This window comes from Lunatimonas sp. (genome assembly GCF_020832325.1).
Lineage (GTDB): Bacteria > Bacteroidota > Bacteroidia > Cytophagales > Cyclobacteriaceae > Lunatimonas.
In genome coordinates, this window is the sequence record NZ_JAFIEU010000029.1 from 76,426 (window position 1) to 91,131 (window position 14,706).

Genomic DNA, 14,706 nt, shown 5'->3' on the forward strand with positions numbered 1-14,706 from the left:
GTTTAAAAGGTTTTACTCGTCTAAATCTGCGTTGTCCAAAGCCACGAGGTAATCCAATACCACCTTGCCAGACTCAATGGTAACCTCTTTTTCAATGTCGCCATAGGTCATCTTTAGGGTGTTGACGTGGTTAGGCAAGGAAAAGGACATCTTGAAATCCTCAGACATTGACTGAAGTCCAGCATAAAATACATCGCCCCCACCAGTCAGTAAGGTTAGCCTCCGCTCTATACGAGTAGGAAGCGGCAAACCCTTCACAGAAATCTCAACGTCCTTGTAAGTCGACCATTCAAACAAATCACTGGCCACCAACCCAGATAGCGGGGCGTCCACAATGTCCCTGGGACCTTCCTCGATAGGGTCCGGCATGCAGGAGGTGAACGTCAGCACCGCGGCTGCCATTAAAAATCCTCCCCAACGATAGATAATTGCCTTATTCATGGTTTTTGTTTTTTAGCTGTCTCATTTTGATACCTCAAATATCGCAACAATACCAAGGCTATCGGGGAATATTCGATAAACACGCAATTTTTGGAGGTGAACCGATTGAGATCTAGGTTAAAACTGTTTGACAGTACATACGTCCCTAATCTTCAAATACACCTGCCAAACACCACGGCCCAAACGCATCTTGCCCACCTTATTAAAGGTGCTTACACGCGTGTAAATTACCCTCTTTTTAATACAAATCAACATTTTATTCTGACTATATCTATATTACAGATTATTATGTTTTATTTAGCAATTTTATTAGGTTAAGAAACATAAATACGTATTTAAAAAAACGCCTATAAGTTAACCATCTAGCCTCAAACTGATAGCTCAATTTCGATTGCCACCGACGGTACTTAAAAAAGGAATGCTGAAAATCACCTCATTTCGTCTGAATTTGACTATCTTTGGGAGTTAAAACCATTTAAAATATATGAAAATACATCACTCATTGCATTTAATTCTGCCTATACTCGTGGTCTTCGCTTCCTGCGAAGAAAAAACCCAGGAGGCCATGGTGGAAATTGACCCCCATGCTGTTGCCACTGAACAACACCTGATCAAAGTAGACACGTTATACACCGAACTGGAAAATCCCTGGGGAATGACCTGGCTGCCTGACGGCAGAATGTTGGTTACGGAGCGCAAGGGAGAGATTCTCGTTTTTGAAAACGATGCCTATACAGGCCAAAAACTGGAAGGCGTACCAGCTGTTCATGCCGTAAACCAAGCAGGGTTATTAGACATCCAAATCCACCCAGATTATGCCCAAAACGGATGGATCTACATCGCCTATGCCAAGCCGGTAGAAGGCGGCGGAGCTACTGCCATCATGCGTGCGAAACTGGACGGCAACCGCCTGGTAGAACAGGAAGACTTGATCATCACCACACCTGCGGTGGAAGGTGGAAGGCACTTTGGCAGCCGAATTATCTTTGACAAGGATAACTACCTGTTTTTTAGCAACGGAGAGCGTGGAGCCAATCCCGAAAACGCGCAAACACTGAAAAACTCCCATGGCAAGATTCACCGAATCCACGACGATGGACGCATCCCGTCTGACAATCCGTTTGTAAACGAGACCGACGCAATCCCCTCTATCTGGACGTATGGTAACAGAAACCCTCAGGGCCTGGTTTACGATGCGGCTACCAACCGGATTTGGGGTATCGAACACGGCCCCAAAGGCGGAGACGAGATAAATCTCATCCAAAAAGGCAAAAACTACGGCTGGCCGGAAATAACCTACGGCATTGACTACGACGACAGCATCATTACCGAAGACACGGTTAAATCCGGTATGGAACAACCGATCCATTTCTGGAGACCTTCCATTGCTCCCTGTGGTGCCGTATTGGTTACATCCGACAAATACCCCTCCTGGAAAGGCAATCTGCTGGTAGGTGCTCTGGCAAAGCAACACATCAACCGAGTTGAACTGCAAGGCACCCAGTATGTAGGCGAAGAAAGAATGCTCCAAGATATCGGACGCGTACGCCATGTGGCTCAAAGCCCGGACGGTTACATCTATGCGGTCACCGAAGCAACAGGCCTGCTTATCAAGCTAGTGCCTCAAGGCTAAAAATACGGTAAACAAAAAAAGCCGGAGGGATCTTTCAATTCCCTCCGGCTTTTTTTTTGCCGTTTGCGTCAAAAAGCAAAACGTATGGAAAGTGCCACCTCGTCGCCCCAAAAGCCAGCGTTATTGGTTATGTTAAATGCCGGCTTGTAATCCAAGGACAGATTAATAGGCGCACCGGTAAAAATATAATCCAACCCAATGATGCCATCCAACCCAAATACCGTGGCTCCACTAAAGGATGAATCCGCCCATGGCGGGTTTCGGTTGCCGTTCCACGACCCTATGTGTGCACCGCCTCCATAAAACCACCTCAATCCACGTACCTCGGAGATGTCCTTGTGCTTTTCGATCAATCCGGTAATCACCAACCCTCTCCAACGGGAATGCAAAATTCCTTCTATGGCCAGATCGGTCTCGATGAAATGCTTCACCGTCAACCCATTACTCACACCAGACCGCAACCCAATGCCTGTCGCATAAGACTGTGCCTTCACCTCGGTAGTCAGCGTCAATACCAACAACCCAAACACGATCAATAGGATTCTTTGCTTCATAAAACAGTTTTTAGTTAGGTAATCTATCTATTAAAATATAAAATTTCATTCGGTAAAATACATGCATCCATGGGCACATCGTGGTTCTCCCTCGGCAAGCGTTCCTCCGGCGGAAAATACGACAGCCCTACCTTCCACACTCCGGCCGGCAATCGTGACAAAAATTGGTCGTAATAGCCCATGCCATAGCCGACCCGAACACCCTCCAAATCAAATGCCAAAAGCGGCAACAATACCAGATCAATTTTATCTTCCTGCTCTACCCACTGCAAAGCAGCAGGAACCGGAATACCCATCTCATCTTCCTCCCATGCGATACCGGGTAACAACGCCACTGTTTGCATTTCTTTCGCTGAAAAATCGGTCACCGAGGTATAAAGGGTTCGGCCACATTGAAAGAGTCGAGCGACCAATAAGGACGTGTCTACCTCGTGTAGTCGGGCAATGGGTAAAAAAAGGTGCACATGCCGCACCTGATCCCTCGCGGCAAGAAACGCCATGGCTTGTTCGGTCAACTGTGCGCTGAGCACAGACCGCTGTTCGGGGCCTAAATCTGCCCGCTTCTGTTTGTATCGTCTCCGTATGCTGTCTTTATCCTCAATCATCCAACTCCATCACCACAACACGAAAATCCAAGGGATCAAAGGTGGATAGAAATTCCGAAATGACCGCCTCATTCCCCAGATAAAAATTCAGGAAATTCTCCCTTCGCTCCTGTGGCGCACCTCCGGGAAACAATGCTTCCTTGATTTCACGCAACCTACGAATGGACTCCTGCTGCTTTCGCTCCTCCACTTTTCGAAACTTTACCGAAAGCTGAAGAAGGATCCTAAGTCCGCGCTCCTTCGCCGCCAAAACCGCCGGCCCCAAGGTGGGATCCGCAGCCGACAAACGGCCCTGCAAACGCCCAAATAATTCCTCCAGCTCCCCTTGCTCTGAACCCAATAGCACGTCTCCATCGGCATGAGTAATGGTATAGGCAATCCGTAGCTCATCAAAGGATTTAAACAAATCTTCCTTGGACAATCCCAATGCCTTGATCTTGCGGGACGCTACCTTTGGCACGATTACCCCGAAGTTTCGCGGCATCACGGCGGGATAATCCACCCGATAGTGATCAAATACTCCCTTCAGCTGAAACCAATAAGCAACTTCCGCCGGACCACCCAAGTAGGCGATATTTGGGAGAATCACCTCTTGGTATAATGGACGCATGACCACGTTCGGACTAAAACGCTCGGGATAGCTGTTCAGCTCCCCCAAAAGTTCCTCTTTAGTCCAGGATATCTCCGTACCGACTACCTCGAAGTGGCTGCCGGAACGGATGATCCGATCCCTCAGCCCTTCCTTCATATAGAAGAAGTTGATTTCCCTAGGATAAATCTGGGTCTTGTAGCCCAACGATTCCAACCGCTCGTTTTGGTGCTTGACCAGCTCATTGGCTCGCTGGGTGAGCAAGTCATCTTCGATTACCGACGCAAAGAGTCGCTTTAACGGCGCACTGTTCGCATCCAGGACCAGCAGGCCCTCTGCCCCAAACAAATGGTGAACATATTTCCGTACGGCTTCCGCCAAAGTAGCAGACTCTAGATAGGCCTGCCGAAAGAAATCGGGTAAAAAGCGCATGTCCCCAATCAGCGCCTTCAATGCCGGGTCGATCTGAAACGCTCCAACCGGACCTGCTTGATTGCTTTCCCATGTGTACTTTTTTCCCTCAAAGACAAAATGGTTGATCTCCGCAAAATCATGATCCTCAGAGGCCATCCAGTAGACGGGAATAAACTCGTATTGCGGATATTCATCCTTCAGCTTTTTGGCCAGATTGATGGTAGAGACGATCTTATAGATAAAATACAAGGGCCCGGTCATCAGATTGAGTTGATGGCCTGTGGTAACGGTAAACGTACGATCCTGCCGCAATAGTGCGATCTGCCCATCCACAGCCCCCCGCTCGGCTATGCCTTGATACTGACGGGTCAGCTCGTCCGCCAAAACCTCCCGATTGCCTGCTGAAAACTCCCTATCACGGACCGCTTGGCCAAAATTTGCAAGCGTAGGGAAAAAGGAATAAAAAGGTGCCAAGGCTTCCTTTTGATCTAAATAATCCAGAAACAGGGGCGAAAACAAAGAAGTACACGCGGGATCGACGGCAGATTGCTTCATGAAACGGTTTGCGGTTAAACTTTTTGAATATGGATGAAAACTCTAAAGTGAGCGGTATAGTTCATCTGTTCATCATCGGTAAAGTTATCATTTTTTTGGGTATGGGGCGAAATGCACCGCAAATGCCTGGAGGGAATTTCTTGAATGGCAATGTGCGGGTATAAACTCTTTCAAAAATTCTATGAAAGTCCCTGCGTTACATGCGTTACCTTTGTAATCTAATCAGTCCCTCGACCCTTATGACCCAAGAAATCGAACTGCCTGTCACTGGAATGAGCTGTGCGGCCTGTGCGGGCAGTGTGGAATCCATGCTTGCGCAGGCACCCGGCGTGTCTGCTGCACGGGTAAATTATGCCAGCCATTCGGCAGTAATTGCCTTGGACCCGGATCGCCCCGCCAATCTAACTGAATTGCGGCAGTTGATAAAATCCATTGGATACGATCTGCTGATCGAAGAACAGGAACAAAAGGACCTAGAGGGAATCCAAAAGAGGGCCTTTCAGCAACTTAAACGCAACACCCTGGCGGCCGGGCTGCTCGCCTTTCCGGTTTTTATGATCGGCATGTTTTGGATGCACATGCCCTATGGGAACGAACTATCCTGGCTACTCACCACACCCGTTCTTTTCTACTTTGGAAGAAGTTTTTTTATCAATGCAGCCAACCAAACACGGATGGGCAAGGCAAATATGGACTCGCTCGTAGCGCTAAGTACGGGCATAGCCTACCTTTACAGTACCTTTAACACCCTTTTTCCACAGGTCTTGCTCAGCCGGGGTTTGGAGCCACACGTGTATTTTGAGACAGCCGCGGTGATTGTGTTTTTCATATTGTTAGGTAGAACCCTGGAGTCTGGCGCCAAGGCAGGCACCGGGGAAGCGCTGAGAAAGCTCATGAGCCTTCAGCCCGACCGAGTGTGGGTACTGGAAGGAAACCAAGAAACCGAAAAGGCGGTAGAAGAAGTCAGAAAGGGTGATTTAATTCTCGTCAAACCGGGACAAAAAGTACCCTTAGACGGAACGGTAACCGAGGGTGATTCCTTCGTGGACGAAAGCATGCTTACCGGGGAACCCATTCCTGTACGCAAAGTGTCGGGTGAAAAGGTATTTGCCGGTACGATGAACCAAGCCGGCCGCATGGAGGTCCGCGTAACAGAGAGCGCGGCACACACCCTACTAGCCGGCATTATACAGCGGGTAAAAGCCGCGCAAAGCTCCAAAGCACCCATACAGCGAACGGTAGACAAAGTGACGGCCATCTTTGTGCCTACCGTCCTCGCCATCTCCTTGCTCACCTTTGTGGTCTGGATGTTGACCGGTGCCTATCTGATGGGCATGCTATCTATGATCACGGTCTTGGTGATCGCCTGCCCCTGTGCCTTAGGCCTAGCCACGCCCACCGCCATCATGGTAGGGATCGGAAAGGCTGCCTCCATGGGGATACTGGTAAAGGACGCCGAAAGCCTGGAACTGGGCAAAAAAATTGACACCTTGGTTTTGGATAAAACGGGCACCATTACTGCCGGCAAACCTGAGGTGCGGGAGGTGCACTGGCAACACCCAGCGCAAAGTGCCCAACTGGGTCAGGTCTTAGCTGCTTTGGAATCCCGTAGCGAACACCCACTGGCCACGGCCCTTACAGCCTATTTCTCCAAAGAATCAGCCAACCGTCCGAAAGTTTCCGCTTTCCAGTCGGCAACCGGAAAGGGCATCAGGGGCGAAGTGGATGGAAAAACGTACGTTGTGGGCAGCATCCACTGGCTGATCAGCCTAGGCTGCGGACTTTCAAAGGAGCTAAAGGAACAAGCACAAACTCTCTTGGAGCAAGGAATGATCGTGATCTACTTTGCGAATTCTTCCGAAGTCTTGGCGGTAGTAGGGATTGCAGATCCTATCAAAGAAAATTCCAAGGAAGCCATAAGGGAACTGATGCAGATGGGTATTGAGGTGCACATGCTCACCGGCGATAACGAAAAAACGGCTACTCACATCGCCAGACAAGTAGGCATCACCCAAGTACGTAGTCAGGCCCTGCCCAGCGATAAGGCTGCCTACATCCTACAACTCAAAAACGAAGGCAAACGGGTTGCCATGGCGGGAGACGGAATCAACGACAGCGAGGCACTTGTCCTCGCCGACCTCAGCATCGCTATGGGCAAGGGAACAGACATCGCTATGGACGTCGCCAAGGTCACGCTGATGCATTCCAACCTGTTGGAGATTCCTCGATTGCTCAAGCTCTCAAAGCGTACGGTCCAAACCATCCACCAAAATCTTTTTTGGGCCTTTATATACAACATCATCGGCATACCGGTTGCCGCAGGGGTGCTGTTTCCTGCCTTCGGCTTCCTCTTGAACCCGATGATCGCCGGAGCCGCGATGGCACTGAGCTCTGTTTCCGTTGTCAGCAACAGCCTGAGGTTAAAATTTGCAAACTAAAAACAATTCCATCATGATCAAGCTTAAAACAAATGTGAAGTGTGGCGCCTGTGTGGCCAGCATCACCCCCGAAATGGACAAGATTGCTCCAAACCAGTGGAACGTAGACCTGAGTCATCCCGACCGAATCCTGGAAGTAGCAGGGGACCTGGAGGAAGATGCGGTAAAAGCAGCTCTGCAGCGGGCCGGATACCAGGGAGAATCTATTTAGGCTACCGGCTGGGAAAGCGGAAAAAATCGCTAATTTTGCTTTCCAAACTATGATGGACTACCAAAAATTTGTACTGGGCAACGGGCTACAGGTATATGTGCACGAGGACCCGAACACCGAAATGGCCGTCCTGAACCTACTCTACAAGGTGGGCTCGCGAAACGAAGTGCCAGGTAAGACCGGATTGGCTCATTACTTTGAGCACCTGATGTTTGGTGGCTCGGAAAACGTCCCTTCCTTCGACACAGCCATAGAACGGGTAGGCGGTGAATGCAATGCCTTCACCTCCACAGACATCACCAACTACTACATTAGCCTGCCCGCCATCAACATCGAAACGGCCTTTTGGCTGGAATCGGACAGGATGCTGGCACTGACGCTACAAGAGCGGGTGATAGAAGCCCAGCGCAACGTGGTCATCGAGGAATTCAAACAACGCTACCTAAACCAACCCTACGGAGATGCGATGCACCACCTGAGGGCCTTGGCATTTACCCGGCACCCCTACCGATGGCCTACCATCGGCTTGGAGGTGGCCGATATCGAAAATTTCACCGAAGCCGATATACGGAACTTCTACGAAACCTATTATCGACCCGACAATGCCATCTTGGTGGTGGCCGGCAACGTAAAACGCGGACAGGTAGAACGCTTATCCGAAAAATGGTTTGGTACCATTCCCGCCGGCAAAGCGCGTATGTTGCGCCCAGTCAGCGAACCGCCCCAAACCCAGCGACGTACAAAGACAGTCTTTGCCGAAGTACCTACCGACTCCTTGTATAAGGCGTATCATATGCCAGGGCGATTGGAGGCCGGATACCTGGAAGCGGACCTAGTTACCGATGTATTGGGCTTTGGCCGATCCGCTATTTTGGAACAGCGTTTGGTGAAAAACACCGAGGTCTTTGCCAATTGCCGGGCGTACGTGTTGGGCAGCGTAGATCCCAGCTTGCTGATCGTAAGCGCAAGGATGGAGAAAGGCTTTACCGCCGAGCAAGCTGAAGCACTTTTGGACAGGGAATTGGAAAGCTTCAAGGCGTCGACCATTTCACCCAAGATCTTGCAAAAGGTCAAAAACCAAAGCGAGGCCATGCGCTCATACGAAGCGGTACACTTACTTAACCGGGCGATGAAATTGGCGTATTACGCGCATTTAGGCAGTCCAAAGCTCTATGAAGCGGAATATGCCCAAAAACTCAAAACCAAGAGCTCCGAAATCATCGCCTGGGCCAACAAAATACTTGTGCCTGAAAATGCTTCGGTGCTCTATTATAAGCAAGCTACTCAAGGAGGCAGTTTGGTACAACCCGGAACAGGGGCTGTTGCCTGAAGAAATCGATGTACTTTACCTAAAACCACACCCATGAATGCATTCAGAGTAGGATTCGGATACGACGTGCACCAACTACAGGAGGGTCAGGCCTTTTGGCTGGGCGGAATACACATTCCTCACACCAAAGGAGCCGTGGGACATTCTGACGCCGATGTACTGGTACACGTCATCTGCGATGCCCTCCTAGGCGCAGCGAACCTTCGGGACATCGGGTACCATTTTTCTGACAAAGATCCTAAATACAAGGGCATCGATAGTAAAATTTTACTCAAAGATGTCATCCACTTGCTCGATGAGGCCGGGTTTGTAATCGGCAATGTCGATTCCACGATTTGCCTGCAAGTGCCTAAAATCAATCCCCATATTCCGGAAATGAAGACCTGCCTTGCCGAGGTAATGGGCATTTCCGAGGGGCAACTTTCCATCAAAGCCACCACCACCGAAAAGCTTGGATTCGTAGGGCGGGAAGAGGGAGTATCGGCCTATTGTGTAGTACTGATCAATCAAAAAGGATAACATGGCACGGGAAACGAAAATCATCACCACCGAAGATGGTTCGCACTCCATCTACCTGCCCGAAATCAACGAAAGCTACCACAGTTCGCACGGTGCCTACAGGGAATCCGTGCACGTTTTCATCCTCTACGGACTAGAGGCTTGGTTTGCTCGAAACCGTGGGAAATTTCCCATCCGCGTCTTTGAGGTTGGTTTTGGTACCGGCCTGAATGCTTGGCTGAGCCTCATTTGGGCAGAACAGAGCCAAGTGCCGGTAGCTTACCATACCATCGAGCCCTTCCCACTCGAAAAAGAAATCTATTCAGCCCTGAATTACACCACCGTAGATGAATCCTTCACCATCCACTACAATGCCTACTTTAACCGGCTGCACGCGATGGAATGGGACCTTGGCAAGCCAATGACGGAGTTTTTCAACATCAAAAAAGACAAAACCACCCTGCAGGAGGCAACACTCTACCCGATTGACGTGGTCTTTTTTGATGCTTTTTCTCCAAAGAAACAACCCGAACTCTGGCACATAGACATGCTCCGGGACATCGTGGATGCCATGAACCCAAATGGGGTATTCGTCACCTACTGTGCTGCCGCCCAACTGAAACGAGACCTACAGGCGCTAGGCTTGGTATTGGATCAGGTGCCTGGACCTCCAGGTAAAAAAGAAATGACCCGCGCATGGAAGCCCGGCTGATCTTTCTAGGCTATTGGCTTGTCTATGTAGTGCTGCTTGTTTCTTGCAGCCCAACATCGAAAAACGACGCTGCCATCAATGAGCCCGAAATACACAGCATTCCCTCTTATTCCGCAGAGAATCCTGATGAATTAACCACTTCATCCTCAGATGCCATCAAAGATCCGGCTACTACCTGGCTACATCCGGAATTATTCGACCATTTTTTATACGAAGACAAATACTACCTCAAATTACGATTTCCAAAAGAATTACCGGGAGAACTCTCCATCGGCCTCCTTGAGGGCAACCACTACAGCGTCACGCCATTGGACAGCACCGTCTTTCAACTGATCATTTACGATGCACTGGACTTGAAAGTAGCTACGTTGGAACTGGATTATGCACCCACGGACAGCGACACACTAGCAGCCACACGACTGGTCATCAAACATGTGACCAATGTATATGACGGGAATTAAGGATCTCGTATGAACGATAATTTCGAGCTATTCTTTATTGATGTTCCGCTCTAGGGCAGCAATCTCCCCAAAATCTCTTTGGCCTCGTGCCATTTTAGCCGGGGACCAAACTGGCTTACTACTTTGGAAGAAGCCATGCTGGCCAGCTTTCCACTGGACGCATAGGAGTGCCCATTGGTGATGCCATACAAAAATGCTCCCGCAAACATATCCCCGGCACCGTTGCTGTCCACGGCCTTGGTGGCATAGGGTTCTATATCTATAAACGTTTCCCCGTCGTAAATCATCGCCCCGTTTTTCCCCTGGGTAATCACAAAATGCTTGGCTGCTTTTTTCAGTTCTTCGCGTGCTTCCTGCAAGTTACTCTTTTTGGTATACAGCATGGCTTCTTCCTCATTGGCAAAGAGCAGGTCCACACTCGCCCCGATTACCTCATCAAACGCACCGGAAAAATACTTCACCATAGCGGGATCGGAAAACGTGAGGGCGACCTTCGACCCGTTGTCTTCAGCCACCTTTTTTGCGTAACGCATGGCCTCCTTTCCGTTGTCTGACGTGACCAAGTACCCCTCGATATACACGTACTTGGAATCCTTCAGCGCATACTCGTTGATGTCGCGGGTGGAAAAATCCTGGGTGATACCCAAAAACGTATTCATCGTCCGCTCCGCATCTTCTGTGACCATCACCAAACACTTGCCGGTAATCCCCGCTTCCTGCTTTTCGGCATCCAAACTGTGATGAACACCGGATTCTTTTAGGTCATCCAAAAAGAACCTACCCAGCTCGTCATCACCGACCCGGCAGCAGTAATAGGAATTGCCACCAAACTGACTCAACGCAATCACCGTATTGGCCGCTGAACCGCCGCATTGCATTTTGGCGGTCTTTCGGTTTATTTCTTGCATCAGCATGGTTTGCCGCTCCTCGTCCACCAGCGTCATCAAGCCCTTTTCCACGCCGAACTTGGTTAAAAATTCATCCGAAACGGTAAACTCTATATCTACTAGGGCATTGCCAATGCCGGTCACATCGTATTTTTTAATCATAGTTGTTGTTTTTTGATAAGTTGCCCTCTACCGACCCAATAAGCTAAGCCGGTGATGAGTGCCAACGTAAGCAGACCGAAAAACTCCCGATTGATTTCCATCGCATCGGTCTTCATGGCCAGATTCTTCTGTTCCCATTCTTGCGAGACCCACCCAAAGATATCCTGAGGCCAAAAAAACAAGGATACCGTAAGGTATAGCAGCGTGGTGATCACCAGTATCCGAAGGTGAAACCGGCCAGATGCCGCCAATCCCGAAATCAACGCCCCGATCAAATACGCGGGCACCCACCACTCTGGATCTGGATCGTTAAATTGCCAATAGGCGAACAGTAAAAACAACCCGGTCCAAATACCGAAGAATATTTTCCATCCTTGTGTCATCTGTTTATAATTGATTTTTTCAGTCAACCTGCGCGAGGGTTTAAAACCGTCGGGCAGGTGTTAACCTGTCTATACTGCTAATTATGAACGAACAAACCTGCCAGACCCTTACTACACTAAATAGCTTAACTAGCTGAATTTGAATAAATATTGGTGAATTTAGGCAAAAAACACCACCGAAAAAACCATCATCTCCCAGAATTCGACATATTGTACAGCGAAACCCCTTCAATGTCCTGCAACAACCTACTTTCCTTCCACATAGGCCTTGATAACGCCATAAACATCGGTTGGGGCCACCGTCTTAGAAGGAATACAACCGGTTCGCTTCCCTATCAATACCGGCCAATCAAGACTGTCCTCTGGAATGCGGCCATGGGAGCCCTTTACCAGCTCGGCCGTCAGCGGAATCACATCCATCAGGTACCTAAAACCCAACTTCTTCTGAATGAGCTTCCAGCCAATTTTGGCTTTCAGCAAGGGGATTTCGGGATTGGCAAACATCTCTACGGGATCATACCCTGGCTTGCGGTGTATGTCTACCGTACGCGCATAATCCGGTGCCTTGGTATCGTCCAGCCAGTAGTAATAGGTAAACCAGGAGTCTTTGTCCGCTACGGCTATCAGGTCTCCGGCACGCTCGTGGCCGATGTGTTCATCCCCTTTACCGGTCTCATCCAATACCCGCTCCACACCCGGCATAGCCTCCACCAGAGCTTTCACCTTGGGTCTGTCTTCTGGATTAGGAACGTAAAGGTGGGCCAGCTGATGGTCAGCTACCGCAAAAGCCCTACAGGTACCTGCATCCAGTGTTTCCAGCCCAAGCTCGTTTTTGACTTCGATATACCCCTCTTTGCGAAGCATGCGGTTGATGTGCACTGGGCGATTCACTGTGGTGATGCCATATTCGGACAACAGCAGCACATCGGCCCCTTTTGCCTCGTAGTAGGTCACCAGTTCGCGAACCACCTCGTCTACCTCTCGCAAATCCTTGCCGATCTTGTCAAAATCGATCCCATGCTTCTGCAAGCCATAATCCAGGTGGGGCAGATAAATCAAGGTAAGGGTTGGGTCAAACCATTCATCCACCTTCATGGATGCCTTGGCGATCCACTGGGTAGATTCGATATTGGCATTTGGGCCCCAAAAAGAAAACAAAGGGAACTGACCCAACTCCTGCTGAAGCCGATCCCTCAGATCCATGGGCTGGGAGTGCACATCAGGCAACTTGCGCCCGTCGGACGGGTACAAGGGCCGAGGAGTTACCGCATAGTCCACGCTACTGTACATATTGTACCACCAGAACATATTCGCACAGGTAAATTCCGAGTTTTTCTGTTTGAGTTCCTCCCAGATTTTAGGGGACTGCACCAAGCGGTTGGATTGGCGCCAGAACTTCACTTCACATTCGTCTCTGAAGTACCAGCCATTGCCCACGACGCCGTTGTCCTCGGGCCACTTGCCCGTGAGGTAAACGCTCTGTGCAGAGCAGGTCACGGCAGGCAGCACCGGTCGGATACGGGCATGGTGGGCATCCTTTGCCCATTGGGCCAAAAAGGGCGTATACTCTCCGATCACCCTGGATGACAGGGCTACGATATCAATGATTACAGATTTCTTCATGATTGCAGTTTCTCCAATGTCCAAAGCAACTCCCGGGATATGGACTCTCCTAGACTCAAATGGATATCCTCGGGAAGAACCTCCCAAGTATAGGTTTCAATTTCCAGGTGGTTGGTAAGCGGGCGTTCGTTCACCAACTTAAGCACCTCGGTGATATCTCCCTGCGTAGAGGCCAACCTCCCATAGGTATCCAAAAAAATCGGCACGTGGAAGTGGATACGCCATTCGGTGAGCTTCGTCTCCGCTAGGGTAACAAGGGCGTCGGGAAGGTCACGAAAAGACTTCAGCGAACCGTTCTCCCTTTTCCCCACCACCTGATGCAGGTACGTGGATTCTACAAACGGATGCAGGGCTTTCTCTACCTTTTTACGCTCACTGATTTCTACGGGAATCGGTACCTTCAACGCCGCACTGATCTGTATCTTTCCGATCTTGATGCCTTCTCGATCCAAGGCGTCAAACACCTCTTGGTGATGTTCGAAGCCTACGGCAAAATGGCAGATATCGTAACACACGCGGATATGCTCCTTTAGAGCCTTTTCGGCTTGCTCATCCGTTAGACCAAATTTTTCCTTAAACACAGGCACTCCTAGCGGTAGCAGCCAATTGCTGAAAAACGATATAAGCTCCTCGCTGTTCTCAATCAATCCATCCGGCTCTGGTTCAATGTCCAGGTGCAGCAGCTTGCCTTGCTGCTGATAGATTTCAAAAAGTCTAACGGCCACTTCCACCACCTGCTCGGTGCTGCGCTGCATGGCAAAATCCAGATCGGAAGGCTTTGGATGCCAGTATTTATAAGACAGGGGAGAGGTGGAAATACCACCATCCATCCCTTCGGCCAACAACACCGAAAGGATGTCGAATAGACGAAGCGTGTAAGCCTTTCTGTCCGCTGTGGTCCAATCCGGCGTGTGCACCTCGTCCTTTACCACCTGTCGGTGGAATCCGCCATACGGAAAGCCGTTGAACGTAAAGATATAGAAGCCGTTTTCGTCCAGCCAACGCTTGAAGGCAGGCAATTGGTCATCCTTCAAGATATCCAAGCTCGCCTCGTTGGACAGGCGCAGGCCTATGGCAAGGGGCTCGGAACCTGACACCTTGGACTTTATTTCTGGCAGGTACTTCTCCAAATTTGCCTTGGTAGCCGCCCAGCTTTCACCCGGGTGGATGTTGGAACAATAAGTGAGATGATGCTGCTTTACGTGCATAT

General features: G+C 49.8%; 16 protein-coding genes. 8 read left to right on the forward strand and 8 right to left on the reverse strand.

Annotated features, from left to right (window positions below):
* Window positions 1–12 precede the first annotated feature (12 nt).
* A complete protein-coding gene (locus tag JJU34_RS11170; protein WP_228692444.1) occupies window positions 13–441 on the reverse strand; it encodes a hypothetical protein in 429 nt (142 codons plus the stop codon).
* A gap of 484 nt (window positions 442–925) precedes the next feature.
* On the opposite strand from JJU34_RS11170, the gene JJU34_RS11175 reads away from it, so the two are divergent.
* Window positions 926–2,074 (forward strand): PQQ-dependent sugar dehydrogenase, encoded by a 1,149-nt coding sequence (locus JJU34_RS11175; protein WP_228692445.1) that lies wholly within the window; start codon window positions 926–928, stop codon window positions 2,072–2,074.
* Window positions 2,075–2,142: 68 nt separating this feature from the next.
* Here JJU34_RS11175 and JJU34_RS11180 read toward each other — a convergent pair whose 3' ends face one another.
* The 3 genes from JJU34_RS11180 to bshC are packed head-to-tail and all read right to left on the reverse strand — an operon-like array spanning window position 2,143 to window position 4,791.
* Entirely contained in the window at window positions 2,143–2,628 is a 486-nt protein-coding gene (locus JJU34_RS11180) for a hypothetical protein (protein ID WP_228692446.1), read from the reverse strand.
* A 23-nt stretch (window positions 2,629–2,651) separates the two neighbouring features.
* Window positions 2,652–3,233, reverse strand: a complete 582-nt coding sequence (locus tag JJU34_RS11185; RefSeq protein ID WP_228692447.1) for a 5-formyltetrahydrofolate cyclo-ligase — start codon at window positions 3,231–3,233, stop codon at window positions 2,652–2,654.
* Window positions 3,226–4,791 carry a bacillithiol biosynthesis cysteine-adding enzyme BshC gene (gene bshC, locus JJU34_RS11190; RefSeq protein WP_228692448.1) on the reverse strand — a complete coding sequence of 522 codons (1,566 nt, stop codon included), beginning with the start codon at window positions 4,789–4,791 and terminating at the stop codon, window positions 3,226–3,228. The genes JJU34_RS11185 and bshC overlap by 8 nt, the downstream gene beginning before the upstream one ends.
* Before the next feature lie 29 nt (window positions 4,792–4,820).
* Here bshC and JJU34_RS21715 point away from each other — a divergent pair, with 29 nt between their 5' ends.
* From JJU34_RS21715 to JJU34_RS11220, 7 genes are all read left to right on the forward strand, one after another.
* A complete protein-coding gene (locus JJU34_RS21715; protein ID WP_301005361.1) occupies window positions 4,821–4,955 on the forward strand; it encodes a hypothetical protein in 135 nt (44 codons plus the stop codon).
* Between the two features lie 75 nt (window positions 4,956–5,030).
* Window positions 5,031–7,229 (forward strand): heavy metal translocating P-type ATPase, encoded by a 2,199-nt coding sequence (locus tag JJU34_RS11195; RefSeq protein WP_228692449.1) that lies wholly within the window; start codon window positions 5,031–5,033, stop codon window positions 7,227–7,229.
* Between the two features lie 13 nt (window positions 7,230–7,242).
* Window positions 7,243–7,440, forward strand: coding sequence for a heavy metal transport/detoxification protein (locus JJU34_RS11200; RefSeq protein ID WP_228692450.1), 198 nt, complete (start codon window positions 7,243–7,245; stop codon window positions 7,438–7,440).
* Between the two features lie 49 nt (window positions 7,441–7,489).
* Entirely contained in the window at window positions 7,490–8,770 is a 1,281-nt protein-coding gene (locus JJU34_RS11205) for a pitrilysin family protein (protein WP_228692451.1), read from the forward strand.
* Between the two features lie 33 nt (window positions 8,771–8,803).
* Window positions 8,804–9,289 (forward strand): 2-C-methyl-D-erythritol 2,4-cyclodiphosphate synthase, encoded by a 486-nt coding sequence (gene ispF / locus JJU34_RS11210; protein WP_228692452.1) that lies wholly within the window; start codon window positions 8,804–8,806, stop codon window positions 9,287–9,289.
* Window position 9,290: 1 nt separating this feature from the next.
* A complete protein-coding gene (gene mnmD, locus JJU34_RS11215; RefSeq protein WP_228692453.1) occupies window positions 9,291–9,980 on the forward strand; it encodes a tRNA (5-methylaminomethyl-2-thiouridine)(34)-methyltransferase MnmD in 690 nt (229 codons plus the stop codon).
* Entirely contained in the window at window positions 9,965–10,441 is a 477-nt protein-coding gene (locus tag JJU34_RS11220; protein WP_228692454.1) for a hypothetical protein, read from the forward strand. The genes mnmD and JJU34_RS11220 overlap by 16 nt, the downstream gene beginning before the upstream one ends.
* 50 nt (window positions 10,442–10,491) lie before the next feature.
* Here JJU34_RS11220 and JJU34_RS11225 read toward each other — a convergent pair whose 3' ends face one another.
* From JJU34_RS11225 to eboE, 4 genes are all read right to left on the reverse strand, one after another.
* Complete coding sequence (locus JJU34_RS11225; protein ID WP_228692455.1) at window positions 10,492–11,490, reverse strand: adenosine kinase; 999 nt, start codon at window positions 11,488–11,490, stop codon at window positions 10,492–10,494.
* Window positions 11,487–11,873, reverse strand: a complete 387-nt coding sequence (locus JJU34_RS11230; RefSeq protein ID WP_228692456.1) for a transmembrane 220 family protein — start codon at window positions 11,871–11,873, stop codon at window positions 11,487–11,489. The genes JJU34_RS11225 and JJU34_RS11230 overlap by 4 nt, the downstream gene beginning before the upstream one ends.
* A gap of 246 nt (window positions 11,874–12,119) precedes the next feature.
* Complete coding sequence (locus JJU34_RS11235) at window positions 12,120–13,496, reverse strand: nucleotide pyrophosphatase/phosphodiesterase family protein (RefSeq protein ID WP_228692457.1); 1,377 nt, start codon at window positions 13,494–13,496, stop codon at window positions 12,120–12,122.
* Window positions 13,493–14,704 carry a metabolite traffic protein EboE gene (eboE, locus tag JJU34_RS11240; protein WP_228692458.1) on the reverse strand — a complete coding sequence of 404 codons (1,212 nt, stop codon included), beginning with the start codon at window positions 14,702–14,704 and terminating at the stop codon, window positions 13,493–13,495. Before eboE ends, JJU34_RS11235 begins: the two co-directional genes overlap by 4 nt.
* Window positions 14,705–14,706 lie beyond the last annotated feature (2 nt).

Bases quoted from the DNA above. Each gene is read 5' to 3' on its own strand.
- JJU34_RS11220 (WP_228692454.1), top strand. From the start codon at position 9,965: ATGGAAGCCCGGCTGATCTTTCTAGGCTATTGGCTTGTCTATGTAGTG.
- JJU34_RS11185 (WP_228692447.1), bottom strand. From the start codon at position 3,233: ATGATTGAGGATAAAGACAGCATACGGAGACGATACAAACAGAAGCGG.
- JJU34_RS11235 (WP_228692457.1), bottom strand. From the start codon at position 13,496: ATGAAGAAATCTGTAATCATTGATATCGTAGCCCTGTCATCCAGGGTG.
- eboE (WP_228692458.1), bottom strand. From the start codon at position 14,704: ATGCACGTAAAGCAGCATCATCTCACTTATTGTTCCAACATCCACCCG.
- JJU34_RS11205 (WP_228692451.1), top strand. From the start codon at position 7,490: ATGATGGACTACCAAAAATTTGTACTGGGCAACGGGCTACAGGTATAT.
- JJU34_RS11200 (WP_228692450.1), top strand. From the start codon at position 7,243: ATGATCAAGCTTAAAACAAATGTGAAGTGTGGCGCCTGTGTGGCCAGC.
- JJU34_RS21715 (WP_301005361.1), top strand. From the start codon at position 4,821: ATGGATGAAAACTCTAAAGTGAGCGGTATAGTTCATCTGTTCATCATC.
- ispF (WP_228692452.1), top strand. From the start codon at position 8,804: ATGAATGCATTCAGAGTAGGATTCGGATACGACGTGCACCAACTACAG.
- bshC (WP_228692448.1), bottom strand. From the start codon at position 4,791: ATGAAGCAATCTGCCGTCGATCCCGCGTGTACTTCTTTGTTTTCGCCC.
- JJU34_RS11175 (WP_228692445.1), top strand. From the start codon at position 926: ATGAAAATACATCACTCATTGCATTTAATTCTGCCTATACTCGTGGTC.
- JJU34_RS11195 (WP_228692449.1), top strand. From the start codon at position 5,031: ATGACCCAAGAAATCGAACTGCCTGTCACTGGAATGAGCTGTGCGGCC.
- JJU34_RS11170 (WP_228692444.1), bottom strand. From the start codon at position 441: ATGAATAAGGCAATTATCTATCGTTGGGGAGGATTTTTAATGGCAGCC.
- JJU34_RS11230 (WP_228692456.1), bottom strand. From the start codon at position 11,873: ATGACACAAGGATGGAAAATATTCTTCGGTATTTGGACCGGGTTGTTT.
- mnmD (WP_228692453.1), top strand. From the start codon at position 9,291: ATGGCACGGGAAACGAAAATCATCACCACCGAAGATGGTTCGCACTCC.
- JJU34_RS11225 (WP_228692455.1), bottom strand. From the start codon at position 11,490: ATGATTAAAAAATACGATGTGACCGGCATTGGCAATGCCCTAGTAGAT.
- JJU34_RS11180 (WP_228692446.1), bottom strand. From the start codon at position 2,628: ATGAAGCAAAGAATCCTATTGATCGTGTTTGGGTTGTTGGTATTGACG.